This window comes from Lujinxingia vulgaris (assembly GCF_007997015.1).
Classification (GTDB): Bacteria; Myxococcota_A; Bradymonadia; order Bradymonadales; family Bradymonadaceae; genus Lujinxingia; species Lujinxingia vulgaris.
In genome coordinates this window covers 26,634-51,294 of the sequence record NZ_VOSM01000003.1, presented here as the reverse complement: position 1 = coordinate 51,294, position 24,661 = coordinate 26,634, and the positions used below count along the sequence as shown (strand labels likewise).

The 24,661-nt window shown below is 62.8% G+C and carries 24 protein-coding genes; 8 read left to right on the top strand and 16 right to left on the bottom strand.

From position 1 onward, the window contains the following. Nucleotides 1-5: 5 nt before the first annotated feature. From FRC98_RS07230 to FRC98_RS07215, 4 genes are all read right to left on the bottom strand, one after another. Nucleotides 6-566, bottom strand: a complete 561-nt coding sequence (locus tag FRC98_RS07230; RefSeq protein WP_146980636.1) for a DUF1697 domain-containing protein — start codon at nt 564-566, stop codon at nt 6-8. A gap of 45 nt (nt 567-611) precedes the next feature. Then, nucleotides 612-1,349, bottom strand: coding sequence for an SDR family oxidoreductase (locus FRC98_RS07225; RefSeq protein ID WP_146980635.1), 738 nt, complete (start codon nt 1,347-1,349; stop codon nt 612-614). Nucleotides 1,350-1,380: 31 nt separating this feature from the next. Beyond that, nucleotides 1,381-2,751 (bottom strand): FAD-binding oxidoreductase, encoded by a 1,371-nt coding sequence (locus tag FRC98_RS07220; RefSeq protein ID WP_230467382.1) that lies wholly within the window; start codon nt 2,749-2,751, stop codon nt 1,381-1,383. 153 nt (nt 2,752-2,904) lie between these two features. Further along, nucleotides 2,905-3,408, bottom strand: a complete 504-nt coding sequence (locus FRC98_RS07215) for a GNAT family N-acetyltransferase (RefSeq protein WP_146980633.1) — start codon at nt 3,406-3,408, stop codon at nt 2,905-2,907. Nucleotides 3,409-3,580: 172 nt separating this feature from the next. Between FRC98_RS07215 and FRC98_RS07210 the strand changes: the two genes are divergently transcribed. Beyond that, nucleotides 3,581-4,660 carry a CE1 family esterase gene (locus FRC98_RS07210; protein WP_230467381.1) on the top strand — a complete coding sequence of 360 codons (1,080 nt, stop codon included), beginning with the start codon at nt 3,581-3,583 and terminating at the stop codon, nt 4,658-4,660. On the opposite strand, the gene FRC98_RS07205 is transcribed toward FRC98_RS07210, so the two are convergent. From FRC98_RS07205 to FRC98_RS07195, 3 genes are all read right to left on the bottom strand, one after another. Further along, the gene (locus FRC98_RS07205; protein ID WP_146980631.1) at nt 4,657-5,535 is read right to left on the bottom strand and encodes an alpha/beta fold hydrolase; all 879 of its coding nucleotides are present in this window, start codon (nt 5,533-5,535) and stop codon (nt 4,657-4,659) included. The genes FRC98_RS07210 and FRC98_RS07205 overlap by 4 nt on opposite strands. A gap of 1 nt (nt 5,536) precedes the next feature. Then, on the bottom strand, nt 5,537-6,145 hold the full coding sequence (locus FRC98_RS07200) for a TetR/AcrR family transcriptional regulator (RefSeq protein ID WP_146980630.1): 609 nt from the start codon (nt 6,143-6,145) through the stop codon (nt 5,537-5,539). 210 nt (nt 6,146-6,355) lie between these two features. Next, a complete protein-coding gene (locus tag FRC98_RS07195; protein WP_146980629.1) occupies nt 6,356-6,973 on the bottom strand; it encodes a glutathione S-transferase family protein in 618 nt (205 codons plus the stop codon). 520 nt (nt 6,974-7,493) lie between these two features. Here FRC98_RS07195 and FRC98_RS07190 point away from each other — a divergent pair. The 4 genes from FRC98_RS07190 to FRC98_RS07175 all read left to right on the top strand — a co-directional run bounded on the left by FRC98_RS07190 (nt 7,494) and on the right by FRC98_RS07175 (nt 11,978). Then, nucleotides 7,494-9,416: a hybrid sensor histidine kinase/response regulator gene (locus FRC98_RS07190; RefSeq protein ID WP_146980628.1), complete on the top strand. Its 1,923-nt coding sequence runs from the start codon at nt 7,494-7,496 to the stop codon at nt 9,414-9,416. 118 nt (nt 9,417-9,534) lie between these two features. After that, nucleotides 9,535-10,455, top strand: a complete 921-nt coding sequence (locus tag FRC98_RS07185; RefSeq protein ID WP_146980627.1) for a hypothetical protein — start codon at nt 9,535-9,537, stop codon at nt 10,453-10,455. Between the two features lie 103 nt (nt 10,456-10,558). Then, the gene (yghU, locus tag FRC98_RS07180; RefSeq protein ID WP_146980626.1) at nt 10,559-11,443 is read left to right on the top strand and encodes a glutathione-dependent disulfide-bond oxidoreductase; all 885 of its coding nucleotides are present in this window, start codon (nt 10,559-10,561) and stop codon (nt 11,441-11,443) included. A 43-nt stretch (nt 11,444-11,486) separates the two neighbouring features. Further along, nucleotides 11,487-11,978: an MOSC domain-containing protein gene (locus FRC98_RS07175; protein ID WP_146980625.1), complete on the top strand. Its 492-nt coding sequence runs from the start codon at nt 11,487-11,489 to the stop codon at nt 11,976-11,978. Between the two features lie 24 nt (nt 11,979-12,002). Here the strand turns inward: FRC98_RS07175 and bla are convergent, their stop codons facing one another. The 3 genes from bla to mnmH form a co-directional block, all read right to left on the bottom strand. Further along, the gene (gene bla / locus FRC98_RS07170; protein ID WP_230467380.1) at nt 12,003-12,809 is read right to left on the bottom strand and encodes a subclass B1 metallo-beta-lactamase; all 807 of its coding nucleotides are present in this window, start codon (nt 12,807-12,809) and stop codon (nt 12,003-12,005) included. A 76-nt stretch (nt 12,810-12,885) separates the two neighbouring features. Continuing rightward, nucleotides 12,886-13,947, bottom strand: coding sequence for a selenide, water dikinase SelD (gene selD, locus FRC98_RS07165; RefSeq protein ID WP_146980623.1), 1,062 nt, complete (start codon nt 13,945-13,947; stop codon nt 12,886-12,888). Next, on the bottom strand, nt 13,944-14,996 hold the full coding sequence (mnmH, locus tag FRC98_RS07160) for a tRNA 2-selenouridine(34) synthase MnmH (RefSeq protein ID WP_146980622.1): 1,053 nt from the start codon (nt 14,994-14,996) through the stop codon (nt 13,944-13,946). Before mnmH ends, selD begins: the two co-directional genes overlap by 4 nt. 780 nt (nt 14,997-15,776) lie before the next feature. On the opposite strand from mnmH, the gene FRC98_RS07155 reads away from it, so the two are divergent. Further along, the gene (locus tag FRC98_RS07155; protein ID WP_146980621.1) at nt 15,777-16,568 is read left to right on the top strand and encodes a hypothetical protein; all 792 of its coding nucleotides are present in this window, start codon (nt 15,777-15,779) and stop codon (nt 16,566-16,568) included. A gap of 136 nt (nt 16,569-16,704) precedes the next feature. On the opposite strand, the gene FRC98_RS07150 is transcribed toward FRC98_RS07155, so the two are convergent. Then, the gene (locus FRC98_RS07150; protein ID WP_146980620.1) at nt 16,705-17,295 is read right to left on the bottom strand and encodes a hypothetical protein; all 591 of its coding nucleotides are present in this window, start codon (nt 17,293-17,295) and stop codon (nt 16,705-16,707) included. 124 nt (nt 17,296-17,419) lie between these two features. Continuing rightward, nucleotides 17,420-18,232 (bottom strand): SDR family NAD(P)-dependent oxidoreductase, encoded by an 813-nt coding sequence (locus tag FRC98_RS07145; RefSeq protein ID WP_146980619.1) that lies wholly within the window; start codon nt 18,230-18,232, stop codon nt 17,420-17,422. Nucleotides 18,233-18,523: 291 nt separating this feature from the next. On the opposite strand from FRC98_RS07145, the gene FRC98_RS07140 reads away from it, so the two are divergent. Both FRC98_RS07140 and alkB read left to right on the top strand, forming a co-directional pair. Continuing rightward, complete coding sequence (locus tag FRC98_RS07140) at nt 18,524-19,513, top strand: NAD(P)-dependent alcohol dehydrogenase (RefSeq protein ID WP_146980618.1); 990 nt, start codon at nt 18,524-18,526, stop codon at nt 19,511-19,513. 91 nt (nt 19,514-19,604) lie between these two features. Continuing rightward, entirely contained in the window at nt 19,605-20,258 is a 654-nt protein-coding gene (gene alkB / locus FRC98_RS07135) for a DNA oxidative demethylase AlkB (protein WP_146980617.1), read from the top strand. On the opposite strand, the gene FRC98_RS07130 is transcribed toward alkB, so the two are convergent. The 4 genes from FRC98_RS07130 to FRC98_RS07115 form a co-directional block, all read right to left on the bottom strand. Further along, nucleotides 20,255-21,595 (bottom strand): APC family permease, encoded by a 1,341-nt coding sequence (locus FRC98_RS07130; RefSeq protein ID WP_146980616.1) that lies wholly within the window; start codon nt 21,593-21,595, stop codon nt 20,255-20,257. The genes alkB and FRC98_RS07130 overlap by 4 nt on opposite strands. 276 nt (nt 21,596-21,871) lie before the next feature. Further along, nucleotides 21,872-22,381, bottom strand: a complete 510-nt coding sequence (locus FRC98_RS07125) for a class I SAM-dependent methyltransferase (protein ID WP_230467379.1) — start codon at nt 22,379-22,381, stop codon at nt 21,872-21,874. A 36-nt stretch (nt 22,382-22,417) separates the two neighbouring features. Beyond that, entirely contained in the window at nt 22,418-23,557 is a 1,140-nt protein-coding gene (locus FRC98_RS07120) for a cysteine desulfurase family protein (protein ID WP_146980615.1), read from the bottom strand. Nucleotides 23,558-23,657: 100 nt separating this feature from the next. After that, nucleotides 23,658-24,602 carry a PLP-dependent cysteine synthase family protein gene (locus FRC98_RS07115; RefSeq protein ID WP_146980614.1) on the bottom strand — a complete coding sequence of 315 codons (945 nt, stop codon included), beginning with the start codon at nt 24,600-24,602 and terminating at the stop codon, nt 23,658-23,660. Nucleotides 24,603-24,661: the final 59 nt, after the last annotated feature.

Sequence of the window (24,661 nt, the reverse complement as noted above, 5' to 3'; positions counted from 1 at the left end):
CCGACCTAACGCGTAAGCGCCAGGATCTTTCGCAGGGTGCGCATGTTTCGCGTGGTCGTCGTCGCCTTATAGCGCGCTTTCGACGCCTCTTTGCCAAAGCGGCTCTTCGTCGTCTTCCCCCGCACCACCTCCCAGTAAAGCACGGAAGGTCCGCGCTCCACGCGCTCGACCTCCGAGTCGAGCTCACACTCAAGCGCTCCGAGCGCATCCAGCGACGCCGGATCCGAGGCGAACATCACATAGGGTTGAATCCCCTCCGCATCTCCATCGAAGGGATACCCCTCGACCACCGCGCGCAGCTCGGCCCCCGAGATGACGACCACCCAGGCCTCATAATCAAAACCATCGCGAAGCGCCGCTTCGACCTGTGCTTTTACGCGCTCGGCATCAGCCTCGCTGCTCTCCAGCACCACATTGCCGCTGGCCAGAACGGTGCGCACTCGTCCAAACCCGGCCCCCTCCAGGACATCGCGCAGATCCCCCATCTTCATGCGCACGCCCCCCACGTTGATACCACGCAACAACACGCAATGTTCGAACACGTCGATCTTCTCAGCGCCGCTCATCGAGCCTCCCGGGCCTGACACGTCATCATGGAGCCACAACCCGGCTCAGAGCGACAGCCGCTTAAACACCTTCTCCGGGATCGACTTGATCACCCCCATAATCCCTCCCCAGAAACGCGGATAATAAAAGGTCTCCACCCCGCGCCCCTGCGCGTTAAAGATCGCCTGGGCCGCCTTCTGCGGACTCGCCACCGGGATTCCCGTCTCCAGCTCAAAGGTCATCGGCGTGTCCACAAAGCCGAGCTTCACCGTCATCACGTGCACGTTCTTCGACGCCAGGCGACTACGCAGCCCCTGCAAGTACAGCGTCAACGCCCCCTTGGCGCTCCCGTAAAAGTAATTCGACGCGCGTCCCCGCTCCCCGGCAACCGATGAGAGCCCGATGATGCTCCCTGCTCCCCGGCTCTCCATGGCCCGCGCCACCGCCTCACAAACGCTGACCGCGCCGGTGTAATTCACCTCAATGACCCGACGCGCCTTCTCAAAATCCTCTTCGGAGGCCTGCTGGTCGCCCATAAACCCAAAGGCCACAAGCGCCACATCGACCGGCCCGAGCGTCGCCTCAACTTCCGACACCAGTGCTGCGTGACGCTCAAAGTCCTCGCAGGCATCAAACGCAAAGCCGCGCGCCTCGACACCATGACGAATCTGCAGATCTCGCGCCGCTCGGCCGGCCTCCTCCACATCGCGCGCGGCCAGCGCCACCGAGAACCCCGCCGCGGCGTACACATCGGCCACGGCCTGAGCGATGGGCGAGGTCGCCCCGAGGATAAGAACAGTCATAACAACTCCAGAGGCATTGGGAATGGGTACTTCAAGCAGGCGTCAGGCCCAGGCGACGGCTTAAATCCGACTGAAACACACCCTGCGGGTCCCACCGGTCGCGCACCTCGCGCCAGCGCTCCCACGTCGGATACATGCGCCGGAACATCTCCGCGCTCAGCCGCGAGTCTTTGCCCAGGTACACGCGCCCCCCGACCTCGGCCACCAGCTCATCAAGGCGATCCATCATCGTCAAAAGGGGCTCACCGAAGTTCGGAAAGTCCAGCGCCAGGGTCGTGCCGCCGCACGGAAAGGACAGCCCACCGTGATCCTGATCCCCGAACTCCTTGATGACCGCCAGAAACGACGCCATCTTGCTCTCCGAGATCACCTTGAGGATGTCGCGCACCGCTTCGCGCTCGGGCACCACCATCTGGTACTGCAAGAACCCGCGCTTGCCGTAGACGTAGTTCCAATTCTCCACCGCATCGAGCGGAAAGAAGAAGGGCTCATAGCCCACCACCGAGTGATGCTCCCCGGCCGGATGTTTGTGATAGTACGCCTCATTAAAGAGGCGAATCGTCGCCCGGTTCAGCAGCACATTCGACTCGAACGCTCGCCCGTCGAGCACACGCTGCGCAAGCTCCACGACCCGCTCCAGCGGCCCCTCCGAAAGTGTACGCGCTTGCGCCGCCGAGGCATGTCGCCCGCGCATAAAGATGCCTCGCCCCATCTGAGCGCCCGACTTCACGCAGTCGATCCAGGAGACGGTATGAAAGTAGTCGCTGCTCTCCGCGCTGATCTGAAAAAACTCATCGAGGTTATTGAAGCGAATCGACTCCATCTCGATCGCCCCGCTCTCGACGGCCTGCAACTGGATCTCGGCGTTTAAAATGATGCCGGTGAGCCCCATCCCCCCTATGGTCGCCCAGAAAAGATCCTCGTGCTCCTCCCGGCTGCAGCGCACCACCTCCCCGCTGGCCAGAAGCATCTCCATCGAACGCACGTGGTCACCAAAGCAGCCGGCGTGCCCGTGATTCTTTCCGTGGATATTGCAGCCAATCGCCCCGCCCATGCTCACGAACTGCGTGCCCGGCACCACGGGCACAAACCATCCCCGGGGCAAAAACACCTCGATGAGCTCCCCGATGGTCACACCGGCTTCGACCCGCAGCAGTCCACTGGCCTCATCGAACTCCAACATCTTCTTTAACCGCCGCGTCAGCACCACTCGCCCCTGGCTCAAGAGCGCAGCGTCGCCGTAACTTCTGCCAAAGCCGTGCGCGAGCAGCGCGTCGCCCTGACGATCATGAAACGCTTTCAACGTCTGCGACTGCGACTCCGGCCGTGCGCACAACGTATCAACAATGGGATAGCGACCCCATCCGGCGAGTGATTTTGAAGCCCATGTAGTGGTGGACATGAGGTGGTTTCCGAAGGGTTCGGGTGGGTGTTCACGCATGCGTGAACTCGGCATCGACAACGCGCGACAGATTCGACGCGCTGCCACCTGAAGTCAAGCGCTGGCCAGCGGCCAGACCCACGCGGCTCCTCCCCTCCCCTCTCCCGGCTGCGCTCACCGCGCCTCCCAGCGCTCGCGCTCCAACCGATAGACCGCGCAGTGATCCTCCCCGAAATCGCGCTCCTCCACAAAGATGAACCTCAGACGCTCATAGAAACGACGCGTCCGGTGATTGCTGGCCAGCGGATCGATAAGGATCGCGCGCACCCCGGGCGTCGCAAAACAATGGTCGATGGCCAGCGTCATCATGCGCGTTCCATACCCCTTACCCAGCGCATCTGCCGGCCCGATCCAGATATCCAGCGCGCGAAGATCCGGCTCACACTCCCCCCAGTAATGGGAGTCTTCCCGGGCCGGATCGATGATCTGCATAAAGCCGATGGGGCGCCCATCGGCCTCGGCGATCCGCTGCTCGCGCCAGTCCGGATTGCGCTCAAGCTCTTCCTCCCACTGCCAGTCGTCGTTGGGATCGGCGGCCTGCACATGGGGCTCTTCATCCCAGGCGCGCAGCAGCGCGACGTCGTCGGGGGTCGCTTCTCGAAACCTTAGCTCGGACATCGTCTCTCCTTCATGCGCATACCCGGGCCGGCACTAACCTACGCCGACGACGAGTTATGGTAGACTTTATGAAGAACTTTGCGCGTAAAGACGTCCTATCAACCATCACCCTCTTCAAAGCGCCTCGATGATCGTGACGGGAGCGCCTCCCACGCATCCTCACAGGAACATCATGGCTCTGACGTATGCTTCCACGCGACGCCTGCTGATTCTGGCACTCCTGATGTTACCTCCCGTGCTGAGCGCCTGCCGCGCGCTGCGCGCGCCCGATGCGTCACCACCTTCAGCGCTTCCCGAAACACTACAGCAGATCGACACCGCGTTTGGCGAAGCCGACGCGCCACAGGCCGCCCCGGAGGTCGCCTCTACCGGGTGCACGTCCGACGCTCTCCCCTACCCCACAGGAGAGTCCCACGCGCGCTCACTCACCCACGACGGCATTGAGCGCACCTCCCGCGTCTTCATCCCCGCAAGTTACGCTCCGGGACAGACCATGCCCGTAGTTTTTGTGCTGCACGGGGGGTTCGGTAGCGGGGAGCAGATCGAAACAAACTCCGCAGAGTTTAACCCCATCGCCGAGCGCGAAGGCTTTATCGTCGTCTACCCCGACGGCGTCGCGTCCGACGGCCTGCTCAAAGCTCGCACCTGGAACGGCGGCGACTGCTGCGGCTACGCCGCCGAGGCCAACATCGACGATGTCGGCTTCCTGACAACCCTCCTCGATGAGCTCCAATCCGAGCTCTGCGTGGACACCGCCCGCGTCTACAGCACGGGCATGTCCAACGGCGCGATCATGAGCTATCGCCTGGCCTGCGAAGCATCCGATCGCATCGCCGCGATTGCCCCGGTAGCCGCCCCTCAGGCTTTCCCCCCCTGCGACCCCAGCCATCCCGTCCCCCTGCTGCACATCCACGGCACCGACGACCCCAACGCCCCTTTTGAAGGCGGCGAGGGCTGCGGTTTTGCCAACTTCACATTCCCCCCAACCATGGACGGTATCGACCTGTGGCGCGACGCCAACGCCTGCGAAGGCTCCCCCTCGCCACTTACGACCATCGCTGATGGCACCTGCGAAACCATGGGCGCCTGCGAAAGCCCCGTGCTCCGATGTCTTATTGAGGGTGGCGGACACTCCTGGCCCGGCGGCCACCCTCCGGCCCTCAACCTGCGCCGCTGCGACGGCGGCTCCCACAGCATCACCTTCCCGGCCAGCGAGGTGATCTGGAGGTTTTTTGAGGGGCAGTCCCGCTAGGCGGCGCTACCTTCGAAAAACTCCCGAAGCTCGCTCGCCAGTGAGGTCCGGAACGCCTCGGTGGTCGGCGGACAATGCCGACAGCCCTCCACCACCCGCGTCTTTTGCAAATTCGGAAATATCTCCGCAGCCCGCGCCACCACCGCCTCACCGGGAAAACTCAAGTCTTCATCCGCCCCCAACACGAATACGGGTGCCTCCAGGCGTTGCAACTCCTCCGCCCGCGCCAGCGCAGGCACCTTCATGTTCAGATTGAACCCGGTAAACGCCTCGCCGAGATACCCGACCCACTCCTCGTCCATCGTCGTGAGCAACTTTTTCCAAAAGCCCCGCAGTCGCTTCTCAGACGGCGCCAGCATAAACTTCGTCATGGGCCAGCCCATCTTCCAGCTGCTCGAGATCGGGCTCTTCACCATGCCCGCTGGCACCAGCAGCGCGAGCTTTTCGACGCGCTCTGGCGAGTAGGCCGCCAGGCGTATCGCCACAAACCCTCCCCAACTCACCCCCACCACCAGGGCCCGCTCCAGGCCCAGCCGATCAAAGACCTCGGCCAGCCAGCGACCGTAAGATGAGTCGTCCACCGGAAGGCGCACATCGGCGCTCATCACCGACTGACCGATGATATCGACCGCGTACACGCGGTAGTGCTCCAACAACCCTTCAAGCTCTCGCAACGCATGTGCGGAGCTCGCCAGCGCGCCGTGCAACAACACCAACGCCGGCGCATCCTCAGCTCCCCCGACCAGAAGATGCGTCTTGCCAAAGCTCGTTTCCACGCTCCGCGCCTCTGTCGCAGCGCTGATGTGCTCGCGAAAGCGAGTATGCCACCCGCTCAGACGCGCTTTCGCCTCCTCGCTCTTGAATAGCGAACCCATCTCACCCTCCTGAAACGTTGGCAGGGCCTGTGCCCCGCATGTGTTGAGCCATTTGCACCGACACCAGACGTGCCGGTTCCTCATGCCCACCCTGCGCCCAGGCCAGCAGCGCGAAGTAGTAAAAAGACACATAGGACATCGCCAGCACGCGAACATCGACCTCCCGCGACACCTCCCCACGCTGCTTCGCGCGCTCCGCCATCGCCTCCACTGCCCCGTGCAGTCGCGCGGTCTGCTCACGAAAACGACTCGCCCACGGCTCTTCGGCAAAGAGCGACTCCTTGAGCAAGACGCGCGAAAGTCGCGGACGACGCTGGTAGTACGAAAAGATAATCCGCGTCATCGCATCGAGCTCCGCACCGAAGGGCGGAGATTTCGGCAGGACAAGTGCTTCCCGCATGGAGGCCTCGAGGTCTTCGAAGAGCGCGGCGTAGAGAAGCTCGCGCTTGCTCCCGAAATGGTGAATCACGCTGCCCGCACTCACAGCAGCCACCGACGCAATGTCGCGCACGCTAGTCTGCTCGTAGCCTTCTGCATCAAAACACTGCCGAGCGGCCTCGAGGATCGCCTCGCGTGTGGCTCGCTTTTGTTCGTCTCGCGATACTGCCATCCCTGCACTCCGCCAGAAGGTTGAAATACGCGCGTTCGCCGCCCCGAAGGACAGTGCCACAACTCACTAAACATGTTCAACAAAAACACGAAACATGTTCAACCAACCGCAAAACACCTCCTGACCACACGCACGCACCACCCCAGAGCGCAACTGCCCGACCTCATTGAGGTCGGGCGGCACGCACATTTCCCGATAATCAACGACGCATCACGCCGACTTCACCAGCGCGTCATCCAGCGCGCTCGCACGCTGAAGCGCCTCACGCCCCTTCAAGCGCCCCCAGTACGCATCAAACTCCGGCCGCGCATCCAACGTGCCAAACTCCAGCCCCCACCCGACCTGCATCCCCACATACACATCGGCCGCTGTAAAGCGGTCGCCGGCGATGTAGTCGTGCTGACTCACGGCATAGGCGAGTGTGTCGACTGCGTTTTCATAGCTCCCATAGCCAAATCGCCTCTGAAGCTCCGGCGCCACCTCGAAACCGGCGGACCTGTTCGTAACGGCCGAATCCAGCGGCCCCGCTGCAAAGAACAACCAGCGGAAATACGACGCGCGCTCGCTGGCGTCCGGGCTCAGCTTCGCCTCGGGAAACGCCTCGGCCAGGTACGCACAAATCGCCGCACACTCGGTGATCACATCATCCCCATGCACCAACGCCGGCACCTTCCCCATCGGATTGACCTTCAGATAGTCCGGCGACTTCATCGTGGTGCCGTACTCCCGCACTTCAACCTCATAAGGCTGGCCCACCTCCTCAAGCATCCAGCGCGCGATGCGCCCTCGGGACATCGGGTTGGTATAGAGTTTCAGGGACTTCGTCATCGCGCTCTCCTCATTCGCAGTCATCTCACTGTGGCTGTCGCGCCCAATACGCCGCCACACACAAGGCTCCGCAGTATCACAGTCTGACTTCCCGCATTCAATCGCGTACCATCTCCCGGTCACCACCAGCTTGCTCTTTCCGCTTAACGCCTCAACTGAGTAACCGGCAAACAACGCACGCTGCCCGCCCCGTAAACCAGCTAGTTCTTGCCCCCGGTCACCATCGGTGCCGCAACGACACCGTGGCCAGAATCCCTCTGGAGCTTATAGCCAGACTGCGCACCCGGTGTCTTGTTCCTCGGGTCCGTCCCCCTCTCCCCGACCTGAGGCGCACCGACACCATTTCGCCTCCAAGTCAGCCCACGCGCCTGCGTTTTCCCGTCGCCGGCGACTGAAATCACCGGGCCCACTCCGAGTCCGCCCACTTTCCCCTCTGCTCATTGAGCAGGTACGGCACAACAACAGGTGGTATACTCCCCAAGAAGTCATCGCTCATCCTTCGACGCCCCCCTGAGGTTGTATGCCTGCTGTGGCACCCGACGTAGCCCTGGCCTCCCCCCAATCCACCTTCGGCTGGATCGGCGACATCAACGGCTCCTGCACCCACGTCGACGATGGCTGGATCGCCCTCACCGGACGCCCGCGCGACGCACACCTTGGCGACGGCTGGATCGCCAGCATTCATGCCGACGACCGAGACGCCCTGCTGCAAGTCCTTCGTCAGGTGCTCCGAAGCTCAATGCCCTCCGACGCTCAAGCGCGCGTCCTCTCCTCCGATGGGCATGTCCATACATGGCGCTTCACCTTCACGCAGCGCTTCGATGACATGGGAGCTCCCGTGGGACTCGCGGCCATCGCCCGCCACACTGCCAAAATCCCTCGTGAGGCAACCTGTCCCTTCGCTGAAGATATCTTCGAGCAAATCCTCGACAGCGTTTGCGTCGCCGGCTTCGACGGCTACTTCAAACGCGTCAACCTCTCCTGGATTCAAGCCCTGGGCTGGTCCGTCGAGGAGCTGATGCAACGCCCTATCCTCGACTTTGTGCATCCTGAGGACAGGGAAGCGATCATACGTGCTCGCCAGGACCTCTACAGCGGCACGCACCTCCAACACCTGGTCAACCGCTACCGCTGCAAAGACGGCAGCTACAGATGGATGCAGTGGAAGTCGGTCTCCCACCTCGACCGCCGCCTCGTCTACGCAGTCGCGCGCGACATCACCGAACAGAAGCTCAACGAAGAACGCCTCCGCGACGCTCGCGATGCTCAACACGAGCTTCAACGTCAGCTGATCTTCGCAGACCGAATGGCCAGCGTCGGAACACTGGCCGCCGGCGTCGCCCATGAGATCAACACCCCCCTGACCTACATCCTCACCAACATCGACATGATCGCGCTGATGGTGTCCAACTTAGCCCCCGACACCTCCACGCTCCGCGACATGGAACGGCAAGAAATTCAAGAAATGCTCACCGAAGCTCGCGACGGAGCCCACCGAATCCGCTCGATTGTCGGTGGACTCAAAACCTTTTCGCGCGCAGAAGACGATCACCTCGAAATCGTCGACCTCGCTGCGGTCATTAAGCGCGCCATCGCCATGACCGCCAACCAGGTCCGTCATCGCGCCCGCCTCTCCTCCAACATCGGCCCCATCCCTCTCATTGAAGGCAACCCGGCGCGCATCGGACAGGTGCTCGTCAACCTTTTGCTCAACGCCGCACAGGCTATCCCTGAGGTCGGCGCAGCCTCCCATTCGATTTCCCTCACCGCCGGCACCACCTCCTCAGGCGCCGCATACATCTCCATCCGCGACACCGGCGTTGGCATTGCCTCCGAACACCTCTCCCGCGTCTTCGATCCCTTCTTCACCACCCGCCCCCACGCCGGTGGCACCGGTCTGGGCCTCTCCATAGGTCACAGCATCGCCACCGCCCACGGTGGCTCCCTCACCGCCGAGAGTTCGCCAGGCAGCGGCTCCACCTTCACCCTCACCCTGCCCGCCACAAACAAACCCGCTACCCTCGTCGCGCCATCGCCAGCATCCAAGACCCCGGCCCCGACAACGTCGCGCATCGCCATACTCGTCGTGGACGATGAGCCTGCCGTGGGAAGAGCACTTCAACGCGCGTTGAGCCCGCACGAGGTACGTGTGGTGACCTCAGGTGAACAGGCCATCTCGCTACTGGAACAGGACTCGAACGTCGATCTTATCTTCTCCGACCTCATGATGCCCGAGATGTCAGGCATCGATCTCTTTGAACACATCCAACACCACCACCCGCACCTGGCCCCTCGCGTTGTCTTCATCTCCGGCGGCGCCTTCACCGAACGAGCCCGCAACTTCCTGGAGCACGTCCCCAACCTCGCCCTGGATAAACCTTTCGATCTCAACGCCCTTTGCGAGCTTGTGCAACGCTTCGCTCCCCCTTCCGAAGAAAACTAATCGTTCGGTTTAATCATTGACGAGCCCATCCACCGCCGCCAACATGTAACGCCATGTATCCCTGCGACGTCCATCCTTGTCCCACCGGCCTGTGCCCCTCTTAAATCGGAGTGTGTCGATGGTCTCCAGCCTTTCGCGAGCCCTGCTCCTCCTCACCGTCCTGGCATCTACCGCCTGCTCCCACCTCTCCTACCAACGCGCCGAAGTCAGCGGCTCCACCACCGAATACTCCGACTTCGAGCCCACCGAACCTCGCCACGAGTACAACCTCGTCCTCAATGAACTCAACCTCTACGACCGCAGCGGCGCGTTCTGCGCCGGCATGCTTGAGGCCGGCGATCGCGCGTCCTCCCGCATCGCCGAGGAGCGTGAGATGGCCGAAGAGGGGCGTATGCGCGGCGAATACTCCTGGCGAGAGCGCCACGCCAGCGAGTACGCCGGAATCGAATGCGGGGGATTTTTCCGCTGGGGCTCCGGTGTCGACACCGGCCTCACCGACTACTCGCAGGTACAGCCTCCTTACGACAACCGCGGCTACGGCCTCTTCACCCACACCGGGGCAGACCACAGCATCACCGAAGGCGGCCTCCACATCGGCGGTCGCGGCCCCATCTTCGAGGGCTCCGGCCTGGGATGGCTCTTCAGCTTCCGCCTCTCGCTGGGAAGCATGACCATCAGCGCGCCCATCGCCCCGGCCTCCCCCTCCCCCGAGCGCATCGACGAGAAGAGTGGCTTCTTCGTCATCCCCATCGCCACCGGTATCACGTTTAACCCCTGGTACCTCTTCGGACTCGGTCTCACCCTCTGGGGCGGAGCCGATGGCGCGTCTGCCCTCGCCAACTACGGCGAAGAAAAAGACAGCTTCTTCGACAACTTCGACTACGGCGCACAGGCCAGCTGGCGTTGGAACTTCACCTACGTGACGCCCTCAGTACAGGTGGGCTGGCGCCATAACCGCTTCTACTGGGACGGACGCACTGCCACCCATGCCGGATGGGAGGCGATGATCGGTGTAGATCTCCACTGGGATGAGTTCTGAGCTCACGAGGAATGCGCGCTCGCGCTTATGCCTTTTCCTTCTGCATAACATATTCCGGGGCGCTTCTATGGCGCCCCTTTTCTTTTTGCCCCGGAGTACCACCATGTCCGAGTCTTCATCCTACACCCCGCCCGCCGTCTGGACCTGGGCTCAAGAAAGCGGCGGCAGCTTCGCCAGCATCAACCGCCCCATCGCCGGCCCCACCCACGACAAAGAACTCCCCCTAGGCCGCCACCCCTTTCAACTCTACTCTCTCGGCACCCCCAACGGTCAGAAAGTCACGATCCTCCTCGAAGAACTCCTCGAAAAAGGCGTCTCCGACGCCGAATACGACGCCTTTCTGATCAACATCCTCGAAGGCGACCAGTTCTCCTCGGGCTTTGTCGACATAAACCCCAACTCAAAGATCCCCGCCCTCCTCGACCGCTCCACCTCCCCGCCTACCCGCGTCTTCGAGTCGGGAGCAATCTTGCTCTACCTGGCCGATCGCTTCGGTGCCTTTATCCCCACCGACGCCGCAGCCCGCGCCGAATGCCTCTCCTGGCTCTTCTGGCAGATGGGCTCCGCCCCCTACCTCGGCGGTGGCTTTGGCCACTTCTACGCCTACGCCCCCACAAAAATGGAGTACCCCATCAACCGCTTCGCGATGGAGGCCAAACGCCAACTCGACGTCCTCGATCGACGCCTGGCCGAGTCCACCTTCCTCGCTGGCGACGAGTACACCATCGCCGACATCGCCACCTGGCCCTGGTACGGCAAACTTGCGCTCGGAGAACTCTACGACGCCGGCGAGTTCTTGAGCGTTGATACCTACAAAAACGTCCTGCGCTGGGCGAACGCCATCGAGGCTCGCCCCGCCGTTCAACGTGGCGTCATGGTCAACCGCACCTGGGGTCCGGCCGAAGAGCAGCTCCACGAGCGCCACGACGCCAGCGACTTCGACCTGCGCACCGCCGACAAACTCCCCACAAACGAACCGGCTGAATAACCCAACCCCACGCGCAACGCGCATGTCCGGATGGAGCATGACGATGTCTGAACACTGGCAGGGAACCCTCCAACAAATCTGGATCTGCGCTGAGCGCGGTGGCACTCCCGCGGCCACCGAGCAGGCCCAGGCCGTGGCCGGAACCGGACTGCGCGGCGATCGCTACTTTTCCCCCTCCCTGCAACGCGACCCCGCCCGCCAGGTCACCCTCATCGCCTCCGAAGTCCTCGACGAGGTCGCACTCCATCACAAAATCGATCTGCGCGATGGCCGACACCGCCGACAACTCGTCGTCAACGGCGTCCCCCTCAATGACCTCGTAGGACAGGAGTTTCTCGTCGGCAGCGTGCGCCTGAAAGGTGTCGAGCTTTGCGAGCCCTGCAGCCGCATGGCTCGTCTCTCCGGCGAAAAAAACGCCATCAAAGCATTCGTACACCGCGGTGGCCTCAACGCCGAGATCCTCATCGGGGGCGACCTCTCCCCCGGCACCACCATTCTCCCGGTGCCACCGCTGCAGGGCCGCCTGCCCCTCTAAGCAGAAACGACCAGGGAAAGCGCCTCACCGACTATCTCTGGCGCGAGTCTCCCGGACGAGACGGATCGTAAGTGCGAGAAGCTCACGACCGCCCGGCGGCCCGTGGCTTGGCACCACAACCTCAAGCCCCTCAAAGCGACGCGCGACCGCCTCCACCGCCCGATCCCAATGCTCCAGATCGGCGTCTGCGGTGTTTCCGGCGTCCGTCGCGCCAGCCGGACGTATCAAACATCCCCCAAACAGAATGCCATGCTCCGGCAGCCCCACCACGATGTTGTCCTCCGTATGACCCGCCCCCGGGTCGAACACCACCGCCGGTCCCAACCTGAACTCCCCCTCCGCGCCAAACGCAATAGCATGCTCCGCCGGCACCAACCCTCGCTCCACGGCCAGCTGGTTGGAGTCGTACGCCGCATAGGTTTTCACGCCCCGCTCGCGCAACATCCCCACCCCACCCATCTTATCCGCATGCGCGTGGGTAAAGACCGCATCGGTCACACGCGAATCCAATACATCCTCAGTCCACGCCAGGATCTCCGCCGTCTGCGCATCGGTCCACGCACTGTCGATCAACAGAGCCCCATCCTCGCGCTCCACAACAAGGCCATACGAGGGCACGTCCCCCCAGGGCTCCACTCGGCGGTGACTCAAATGCAGCCACACGCCCGGCACAAGCTCCTCAAACACAACCTCCGCGCGCTCCCCCCCGGGCACACGCCCGACAGCCTGAGTATCGGGCGCTGCCTTCCCTGGGTTTGCACAGGCGCCCACCGAACTCCCCAGCCCCACCATGATGAACATGGCCAGGCCACGCTTCCATCGCCCCGGCATCTCGAACCTCACCATCGCCCAGCCATTTTTTCTGGCCCTCGTTCTTACGCAGGCACTCCGCCCCCCCGGCCCAGCACTACATCTCAACCCGGATGTGCGCCCCCTCACCCTGGCGTGCCACAAGCTCACCGATGGGTTCGGCGTGCAACTCCAACCCGGCCTCAACCAACACGCGCTGCACCGCCTCGACCGCCTGCGGTGCCACCGCCACAAGCAACCCGCCGCTGGTCTGAGGATCACACAGAATCTGGCGTACCCGCTCTCCCGGATCGACCACGTGATGGCCGTAGCTCTCCCAGTTGCGACCGGTGCCACCGGGTACGGCCCCGGCATCGAGGTAATACGATAAATCGGTGAGCTGACGCACCGCCCCCAACTCAACCCGCGCATTCACACCGGCCCCGGCACACATCTCGGAGAGATGCCCCAGGAGCCCGAAGCCGGTGACATCCGTCATCGCGTGCACGCCCTCGATCCTGGCCAGGGCCGCCCCCACCGAGTTCAGCCGCATCATCGACTCTGCAGCCAGCCCGCGGTCATCCTCTCGCAATACGCCCTTCTTCTCGGCCGTCGACAGAATCCCCACACCCAGCGCCTTCGTCAGAAAGAGCACATCACCCGCCAGACCGGCGTCGTTACGCTGAAGGTGCTCAAGCTCCACCAGCCCGTTGACCGCCAACCCGAAGATCGGCTCCGGGCTGTCAATGCTGTGCCCTCCCGCCAGCGCGACCCCTGCCTCCGCACAAATCGAACGCGCTCCTTCCATCACCTCCCCGGCAACTTCAGCCGAGAGCACGTTGATGGGCCACCCCAGGATCGCAATCGCCATCACAGGATCACCACCCATCGCATAGATATCACTGATGGCATTGGCCGATGCGATACGCCCGAACTGATAGGGATCATCCACGATCGGCATAAAAAAGTCCGTCGTACTCAAAAGCACACGGCCATCGCCCAGATCCATCGCCCCGGCATCGTCGCGCGAGCTGTTACCGACCAGCAGCTTGCTCATCGCATCAGGGGTGGTCACCCGGTTGGCAAGAATCCGATCGAGCACCGCCGGAGAGAGCTTGCATCCGCAGCCGGCCCCGTGGCTGTACTGGGTCAGTCGAATCCCTTCAGAACGTTCACTCATACCGCCTCTCCCGTAAGCGCGATCGCGTCGCGCAGTTCGATCAGGCCGCGCGCAACCTCATGCGGCGCTCCCTGCACATCAAGTTCAATAACTCGGTCGCTGGCGCGACGCGCAATGCCCTTGGCATAGGCCTTATCGTAATACTCCAACGCCAGCGCCGCCGCCTTGCGAACATCTCCCCCTTCGAGCGCCCCTCTCGCTTGCGCAGTCCGCAGACCACCAAGGCTCTTCTTAATGCGCTCAAATGCGTCGGCAAGCAACGTGTTCGCTGCATCACCGTAGACATCAACGAGGCGATTAAGACGTTGCTCCAGCGGCGCATCCACCACCACACAAACCGAGTCATGAATCGCCTTGATCAGCGTGTTGGGAAGATGTCGAAAACCGATCATCCGGCTCTCATCCTCAACCCACACCGGCCGACCGGAGCGCCGCGCACGCGCCAGCGCCATTCCCAACATATTCTCAAAATGCTCCTGGGTCGGCTGCTCTCCGAGCAAAAGCCCACCAAAGGCCGAGCCTCGATGGTTCGCCAGCCCCTCCAGGTCCACGACCTCTTCCCCCATGTCCCGAAGAGCCCACAAAATCTCGGTCTTGCCCACCCCCGTGCGCCCTCCCACTACAAGCAGCGGTGGGATTTCCTCCATCTGCGCAATGGCCCAATGCCGGTACGACTTATATCCACCTTTTAGTACGCAAACATCAAAGCCGTACAACTCCAACAACCACGCCACGCTCTGGCTGCGCATGCCTCCGCGCCAGCAATGTACCAGCACCGGACCAGAGGCGGCACCGACCTCAGCCTCCACCCGCTCCACAAGCTCGCGCATTCGCGGCCCCACATATCCTAGGCCCTCTAGAATCGCGCGCTGACGCCCCTCTTCTTTATAGAGCGTGCCCACCACCACGCGCTCCTCGTCCTCAAACAAGGGTAAGTTGAGTACGCCCGGGATACGCCCCTTCTCGAACTCCGCCAGGGTGCGCACATCGAAGGCCGTTGCACCATCTTCCATCGCCCCCAGAAACGCCTCTATCCCAAGCTCTCTCATCACAACCTCACACCAGACTCACCGCATCACACCCATCGCCGATACGGTCCAACTTCAAACCTCCGGCAAGCGCCTCACCTTCCCTGGCGCGCGCCACGCCATCCATCCCACGTCGCCGTGTCTTTCGCCAGCCCCACTCATCCCTCGCATCGCCGCCTGTCGGCCTTCTGGCCGCTGACGGATGCCCTCCTCGTCCGGACGCCTTGCCCTTTCGCTCACCAGGCATCGGCCCTGAGCGGCGCACATAACGACGCTCCCCCGCAGCGCCCCCTTCTCCCGCGCGTCCCCTGCAAGCACAGCCGCTCCTTGCCAACATCCGCGCGCGTTCATCCCTTCAATGCCAACGCACCACCGCGCCGCTCCCAGGCACATCCTTGCCTCTCCCACAAACCAGGCTCCTTGAACCCGCGTTCGTCTCAACCTGCTTCTGCCATATTCCACTCGTCACTGCGCCAATCAGGTTGTCTGAGCCCAGAAACGCCTCCCAACGCGAAACCTCCGCGACTTTGATGACGATGAACGCAGGTGCTCCTGCGAACATCAACTACTCACGCGCCAAAATCACGGGTGTACGCGCGTACACCCCTGTTTCCTGCACGCTCCCCCATCAAGACGCTCGATTTGTCTGGCAGCCGCTCCTCGTCTTTGTTAGCGTAGCGCACTCAACCCGAGCAGTCCTGTCGTACGGGGATTTCTGATGTCGCAACACGCTGTTGCTGCACGCACCGGTGTGCCTGCAGCCTCACCGCGACATCGACCTTTTCCTTACAGGAGGCTGTGATGAACAAAGTGGGTAAGACGACCGAAAACCGCGTCAAATGCGCTCGTTACGTCATCTCTGCGGTTGACTCCAACCTCAAGACCATCCTGGCGGCGCTGGTTGCCCTCACCGGCTACCGAGAGGAGGACTGGCGCTGGTGGATCCTTCTCCAGAGAGACACGCTGGAAGAGAAGACGGCCAGACTCTACGAGGCAGCCATTGAGTTGGCCCGCGAACGCTCGGGAGACAAAGAACTACGCTCCCAGCGCGACGATTGCGGCGCCGAACTCGCCGGAACGCTGGCGACCTCGCGCGCTTCCCTGGCGTTGGTCGACTCCGAACTTCCAAAACGCTTTGGTCTGGACGGGAGAACTCCTCGCTCCGGTGTCGAACTTGAGGCTTTCGCCGACAACGTCGCCCGCAGCCTCGCCGACGCCGACGAAACCTTCACCGTCATCGGCAATGAGATCCACACCCGAAACCTCGCCCGCGAGATCGCCGCGCTTCACAAGCGCTACAAAGAGCTCTCCGCCTGTGTCGTTCACGAGCAGCGTAAGGCCGAAGCGCTCCTCACTCGCCGCAACCGCGCGCTCGACGACTGGGCGATGACCTACAAGATCGCCGCCAGTACTCTGGAGAACGTCTTCCGCATGGCCGACGCTCACGAGCTTGCGGAGCGCGTACGCCCTACCGTCTCCAGGTCGTCCGGCCAGGAAGTCCCTGAAGACAACGCACCTGCGCAGATCACCACGACCGACGGCACCCTCCCGGCGTCCGACGAAGTTGGCTCCCCCCAGCCCTCGGCGCATTAAACGCGATACGTTGCCTTTACCGGCAACCTTCGCACGCAAAAGCCCGGGGGGACCGACGTGCCGCGTCGGTCCCCCCGGGCTTTTGGCTCTTTGAAAGGACCATATGCCCGTACCCCCTCGGTCCCTTCATTCCCGCTCACTCACAATAGAGCGATCCATCACTCTCATAGACCTCCACCTCCACGGTTCCCGAGGTGTTCTTGATGTGGTCACTCGTATCCGAGGCCAAACGCACCTCGTTGAGGGTGAGCGTCACACGATCCCCCACCTCCTGCGGGCAGGCGTCAAAGTTCACCGACCCTCCGCCCTGCATACCGTGGTAGATGTTATCGATCTCGAGAATAGCGAAGGTATCAACCGCAAACCCTGAGGTGGTCGCTTTCTCCCCCGGAAGAGTGTTGTTCTCCGAGGTGTCGATACCAATCGTCAGCTTAAAGCGATCATCGCTCGCAACCACCCGAAGCCGCCCCTCCGACACACTCGCCCCGAACTCCGCGCTGGCTTCATTCGTCTGCCCCTCAAGCTCCACGGCCGGCGGCGTACCGATATTCGTCTCCTGAACCGTCAGGTCGAACGTACCGGCGTTGGCCGGGTTCTCGTCATCGGAAGTGTCCTGTTCCTCATTGCCAGCATCGGGCTGATCGTTCGTCGTATCATCACCCTCGGCTTCGCCACACGCGCAAGCCAGGCCCACACACATCATCAGCAACAGCGTCTTCCACTTCATACATACTCCATTCAAACCGGTGTCCTCATTGACAGCTCGAAGCCACTCTTCGAGACCATCCACGCGCGAATGACGCACCAGTCACTCATAGTATTCAACGACCGCCTTCCGCAACGCGTCGTGTTCATGCATCCCCGAGCAGATCGCGCATCTTCCTCTGGATCAAACGAATAGAGCTCTTCGGAGCGATGCGATTCGCGAGCTGCATGAGCCTGGCGTCAGACCCCACCAGAATGTGGAGGTCTTCATCCTCGATCCCCTCCAGAATAATCGCGGCGGCCTTATCCGCAGCGAGGGCGTGATAGCCCTCGTCGGGCTCACTCCCGCCGTCAGCGTCGTTCATCGAGACACCCGAGTTCGCGGCGATGTCCGTAGCCACAGCGCCAGGCATCACCAACGAGACGCGAACGGAGGTCTCCATCAATTCAGCGTAGAGCCCCTCGGTCATCAGCTTCACCGCCGCCTTCGACGCCCCGTAGATCGCCTGGCCCGGTACCGGCAAAAAGGCCCCCATGCTCGCGACATTCACGAGATAGGCCTCCGGGCGCTCCAACAAGTGCGGCAAAAACGCTCGCACCATCCACAACGTGCCATAGAAATTCACGTCCATGGTGCGCTCGATCACCTCATCGCTCAACTCATGCACACGCTCAAAGGGCTGAATAATTCCGGCGTTGTTGATCACCACGTCCACCGCCCCGTGATGCGCGATAACCTCTTCAGGCAGTGCCCGCACCGCACGCCGGTCCGTGACATCAAGCTGGTGGGTGGACAACCCTTCGCCTCCCTGACTCGACGCCACAAGTCCCTCAAGCCCCTCCTCCTTGAGATCGACCGCCGCTACCCGCGCCCCCTGCGCAAGCAACGCCACGACCAACTCTCGTCCTATCCCGCTGCCCGCACCGGTCACGACCACGACCTTACCTGACACCCTCATGCCTGCTCCTTTCGTCTGCTTCCTATAAATGAACGGTCCCGAACAACCTCACGGCGTCGGGGGGCTACTCGCGATATGAAAAGAGTGTAAGTCCGAGACCTCCTCATCATAGGGTGCTCCCTCCGACGCCCTGGCGTTCCCCGCAACACCCCTGGGCTCCATCAAGCCAACAAAACGCGACTGGTTTGACTCCGCCCGGCGCGCGCTTAACTCTTGGGGCTCGCGAGCTGGCGCTCATCGCATGGTTTGGCGCCAGACCTCACTTCCCCCGATGAACTCCAGGACTCCAACGTGAAAGCAGTCACGCTTCAGGGTTACGGCGACGTGTCAAAACTTATGCTCGTGGACGACGCCCCCGAACCGGCATGTGCCCCGAACCAGGTGGTGATCAAAGTCGCTGCAGCCTCGCTGAACCCGCTCGATACGAAGACGCGCAACGGGGAGTTGCGCTGGCTTGCACCGCGTAACTTTCCGCTCATCCTGGGCAACGACGCCTCAGGGACCATCGTACGCGTGGGCTCGGAGGTCACTGACTTTGAAGTTGGGGACGAGGTCTTCTGCATGGTCGACGCCAACGCGTCACCGGCATGCAACGGCTTTGCGCTCAGCGGCAGCCACGCTGAATACGTAGTCACGCGCGCCGACACGCTGAGCCTCAAGCCCGAAAACATCTCGCATACCGAGGCGGCCGCCGTCCCGCTGGCCGCCCTCACCGCCTATCAGGCGCTCGTGCACAAAGCTCAGGTTCGCTCGGGCGACCGTGTCTTAATCAACGGCGCTTCCGGGGGTGTTGGCACCTTCGCGCTTCAACTTGCCGTCGCCCTTGGCGCGGAGGTCAGCGCAGTATGCGGTCCTTCCAACGCGGATCTGATGACGGCTCTGGGGGCAGCAGAGGTCATCGACTACACGCGCGTCGACTTCTGCGATCAGGAAGAGCGTTACGACGTGATCTACGACGTCGTCGCCAACCGCACCTTTGGGCAGTGCTGTCACGTGCTCACTCCGCAGGGCGTCTACGTCCGAAACGTCGCCACGCTGGCCGGCTTCTGTTTCCCCCTGCTTCATCCGGCCGCGAGCTTCTTCGGCTACAAGAAACGTTTTGAACAGGTCTGGGTCGAGCCGCGCGGTGAAGATCTTCAGGAAATTGCAGACCTTCTTGAAGATGGGCTGATGCGGCCGATCGTCGGCAAGGTCTTCCCCCTTGCTCAAGTCGCACAAGCACACGACATTGTGGAGCGAGGCTCGGTGGCTGGAAAGACTGTCCTTTCAATCGCCGAGTAGATCTTCGGTCGGGGGCTTTGTTCACGACAACGATCGCCCCCGACCGTACGAAAGGCTTCTTTCCCTCCCCGCCACCTCGCTACGCTTACTCATGACCTTCTCCCTCTTCGACGACGACGCCCTCGGCGGCCCCACCACCGAGCAGCTTGGCCCGGCCTCCTTCGTGTTACGCGCCTTCGCGCGCGACCGGGCCTCCGCGCTTCTGGAGGCCATCGACCGTGTGGAGACGCTCTCCCCCTTTCGCAACATGCGAACGCCGGGCGGCCACACAATGTCGGTCGCGATGACAAGCTGCGGATCTCTGGGGTGGATCTCCGATGCGCGCGGCTACCGCTACAGCGCCCTCGATCCCTTAAGCGGCAAGCCCTGGCCGGCGATGCCCGATCTTCTGTTGAACCTGGCGCAAGAAGCCGCCCTCGCCGCGGGGTTTGCCGACTTCACGCCTGACGCCTGTCTGATCAACCGGTACCTGCCGGGAGCGCGCATGTCGCTGCACCAGGACCGCGACGAGCGCAATCTCGGCGCCCCGATCGTCTCAGTCTCTCTTGGCATCCCGGCGACCTTTCTCTTCGGCGGCATGCAGCGCAGCGATCCCACCGAGCGCGTTCACCTTCGCCACGGCGATGTCGTCGTCTGGGGCGGCGAAGATCGCCTGCGCTTCCATGGCATCCTTCCCCTCAAACACAACGACCATCGACTGGTAGGCCCGCGACGCATCAACCTGACCTTTCGGCGTGCCGGTTAGGCCTCAGCGGCTTCCAACTCCGACGCGTCATCGCCTTCTCGAAGTCGTCTCAGATAAAAGCGCTCAAAGGCAAAGACGGCACCTACCCCCACAACGCTGATCACCACGATCAACGGGTCGCTCTCGATCTTCACCCATAAAAATCCGGCGAGTACCACCGCATCGAGGACGACGGCTGCCAGGAGCACCGACGCACGCGCGCCCACATCGCCGCGCAGGTGGCGGTACACCCCCACGTGGATGGCGATATCCATCACCAGATAGAAGATCGCCCCCATCGACGCGATGCGCGACAGATCGAAAATCGCCGCCAGCAGCGCCGCGACGACCACCGTGTAAACCAGCGTATGCTTTTGAATGTCGCCCGGCATCCCGAAATGCCGGTGCGGAATCAGGTCCATATCGGTGAGCATCGCCAGCATTCGCGAGACCGCGAAGGTGCTCGCGAGCAAGCCCGAGGCCGTCGCGATGATCGCGATAGTCACGGTGAACAGCGTCCCGTAGCCCCCGATCGCCGGACGCGCCGCCTCGGCCAGCGCGTAATCCCGGGCCGCGAGCAGCTCGTCCAGGCTTAAGCTCGACGACACCGCATAGGTCACCGCCAGGTACACCACCAGGCAGATCAGCAACGAGATCACAATCGCTCGCCCCACGTTCTTCTCCGGGTCGCTGACCTCATCGCCGCTGTTGGTGATCGTGGTAAACCCCTTAAAGGCCAGAATACCCAGCGCGACCCCACCCACGAACCCCGCAGGGCCGGACTCCCCTGCGGGCGGCCACACCGCAACCTGCAACTCCACCCCGGAGGCCACCACCGCAATGGCCGCAAAAACCAGCAGCCCCCCGATCTTCAACACCGCGCTCACATTGGAGACGGTGCCGATCACTTTGTTTCCCGCCAAGTTTACCACGAACGCCAGCACAATCAGCCCCACCGCCAGCACCGGCACCCAGATCTGCGAAACCTCCCCCTCGAAGAGCTGCAGGGTGTACGTACCGAAGGTACGTGCGACGAGACTTTCGTTGATGACCATCGAGAGCGCCATCAAAAGCGACGCAGCCCCGGTCACCGTAGAACTCCCGTAGGCCTTTTTGAGAATCATTGCGATCCCCCCGGCCGAGGGGTACGCGCTGGCCACCTTGATATAACTGTAAGCGCTGAACCCGCTGACGATGGCCGCCACGATGAAGGCCACCGGAAAGAGCCCGCCGGCCAACTCCCCGATCTGACCGGTCAGCGCAAAGATCCCCGCCCCGATCATCACGCCGGTCCCCATGGCCACGGTCTGCCACAGCCCCAGACTGTCCTGCTCGTAGTTCGCGCTGCGATCGCTCATTGCACCTCATCATCCGGGGACGTCAACCTCTGGCCACTCCTGTGTTTACGCTCAAATCCTGAGCACCGACGCCAACTTAGCCACACATCCCCCCTCCCATGGTGGGTGGTAAAGAAGGCGCCCGCCAATGCGCACGCGTCATGCAGCATCACAGGCGCGGCTCACACCCGGGAGCTGCGGCGTAGTAACGCGTACGAGAACTTCTGCGTCGCACCCGTGGGAGTCATGTGCTCCTCGGCAGCGCGATCCACGAGCGTAAAGCCGGCGCCCATCGCCTCACCGATGTCTTCGGGCGAGCAGCGCAGCGTAGGCAAGCCACTGCAACGCTGGGGTTTGTTGGGGGCAAACGTCGCGATGATCACAAGCCCGCCTGGCCGCACGCTCCTGTGCATCGCGTCCACATAGGCGTTCTGTGCGTCCGGGTCGGCCAAAAAAGTGAAACACGGCGCGGTCATGCGACACATCCACACTCTGCGCCTCAAAGTGCGCCTCCCGCACATCATCGACGACCCAGTCCACCTCCTCGGCCCGCGCGCCCAGGCGCGCCCGGCTCTGCGCCAGCGCCTCCTGCGAGAGATCCACGAGCGCGAGGTTGCTATAACCGCGCGCCAGAAGATCATCGACCAGTGTCGACGCACCTGCTCCAGCATCGACGATACGCGCAGCTTGCTCCGGTGCATGACGCTCAATCCAGGCCAGCGACTGCTGCAGATGAGGCTGGTACCAGGTCACCGACTCCGCAGGCCTCCTGGTATACACGTCGTCCCAGTGTTGATGGGTACCCATCGGCTCTCCTTTTCGCATCATCTCCTCCTTATCGTTTCAGCCCATCAGCCGGCGCCACGCGCGACCCAGCGCGACAGCCGCTCGCTCCACATCGGTTGCCGAGCTGCCGCGGCCAAGGCTCAGGCGCACCGACCCCAGCGCGTCGGCCTCCTCCACCCCCATCGCCCGCACCACCGCCGAAGCCTGCGTGTGTCCCACATGGCAGGCCGAGCCCGTCGACGCCGCGACCTCAGGAGCCGCCGCCAGCAGCGCATCCCCACTGACACCTGGAAAACGCACGTGCAGCGTGTTCGGAAGCCGCGGCGCCAACTCGCCAGTGAGCTTGAGTCCCGCAACGTCCTCGGCCAGCCGCTCCCACAGGCTGTCGCGCAGCCGCTGCATACGTGCGCCAGCATCTTCCAGGTCGCGCAGCGCCACCGCACACGCCGCCCCCAGCCCCACGATCGACGCCACGTTCTCCGTCCCCGCGCGCATCCCCCCTTCATGGCTCGCTCCGAGCATCTGCGGAGCCAACCCGGCACCGCGCCGCACATAAAGCGCCCCCACGCCCTTGGGTGCGTAGAGTTTATGTCCTGCCACCGAGAGAAGATCGACGCCAAGTGCGCGCACATTTACGGGCACCTTCCCCACACTCTGCGCCGCATCCGTGTGCACCAGCGCCCCGACCTCGTGCCCCCAACGCGCCAGCTCTTCGATGGGCTGCAACACACCCGTCTCATTGTTGCTATGCATCACCGTGACCAGCCGCACGTCATCGTCCCGCACTTCGCCCAGCCCCGTCAGTGATACGCGTCCCTCCCCATCCACACCCTGTCGAATCACCCTCGTCCCCCGCTCTTCCAACCAGGTGCAGGGCTCGCGCGTGGCGGGATGCTCGATCACCGAGGTCAACACACCGCCCCGGTAGCCGACCTCTTCCATCACACCGCGAATCGCCAGGTTGTTGGCCTCCGTCCCCCCTGACGTAAACACGATCTCCTCGGGGTCGGAGCCCAACAACTCTGCAACCTGCTCGCGCGCAGCCTCCACCGCCCGCGCCGCACGCTGACCAAAAACATGACCACTGGAGGGGTTGCCAAAATGCTCGGTGAGATAGGGCAACATCGCCTCCACCACCTCCGGGAGCAGCGGCGTCGTGGCATTATGATCAAGGTAAATATGTTCGTGGGGCGTCATCCTGGCTCCGAGACTTTAAGGGCAGAGGCGACGAAAAACGCCGCCCTGATAACGAGAGGTCTAGAGAGCAAACGATTTGGAAAACGCTGAGTCGACGAACTCACGCATCCTCCCAGCCCTGCATCCAGGCTTTGCCCCGGTAGCGGTCCCAACTGTCGCACATCACCGTGACCACCGGACCGTGCACGTCCCCCCGAGACGCAACCCGCAGCGCCGCCACGAGGTTCGCCCCGGCCGAGCCGCCCACGTAAAGACCTTCGTCGCGCACAAGCCTGCGCACCATCGCAAAACTCTCCGCGTCGCTGACGCGTTCGGCGGCATCGATGACGCTCCTATCCAGGTTTTTGGGAACTTTGCTCGAGCCGATGCCCTCCACCTCATAGGGTCCATCCGCTCCGAGCGTCCCCGTCTCGACCCAGTCGGCAAGCCCAGATCCGATGGGGTCCGCCAGCACGACGCGCGTACGCGTATCGACGGATTTCAGGTACCGCCCAACCCCGGTGATCGTGCCACCGGTGCCCGCACCGGAGACAAAAGCTCCGACCGGAGCTCCGAGTTGTTCGACGACCTCCGGGCCGGTTCCCTCCTCATGCGCGCTAATATTGGCGGGGTTGTTGAACTGGTCGCTCAAAAACCAACCTTCGTCCTCGGCCAATCGCCGCGCCACATTCTGAAAATTCTCCGGGCTCGACGGTGGCGCGTTGGCCGTGACGATGACCCTGGCTCCCATCGCACGCAGCGACGCGCGTTTATCTTCCGACATCTTCTCCGGCATCACACACACGATCCGGTAACCTCGTGCGGCGGCGACCAACGCGAGCCCGATGCCGGTATTACCGGCAGTGGCCTCGATGATCGTCATTCCCGGCCGAAGCTCGCCGCGCCGCTCGGCCTCGTCGATAATCGCCAACGCGATGCGGTCCTTGATTGAACCTCCCGGGTTCATGTGTTCGCATTTTACAAAGACGGGCACGGGGAGCTCGCGGCCAATGCGGCTCAGGCGAATAAGTGGCGTGTTGCCGATGCTATCGAGCAGGCTTTTCATGCAAATACCTTAGTAAAAGGGGGCCGATCACCAGGACTCGTCATGTCATCACTCCCTTG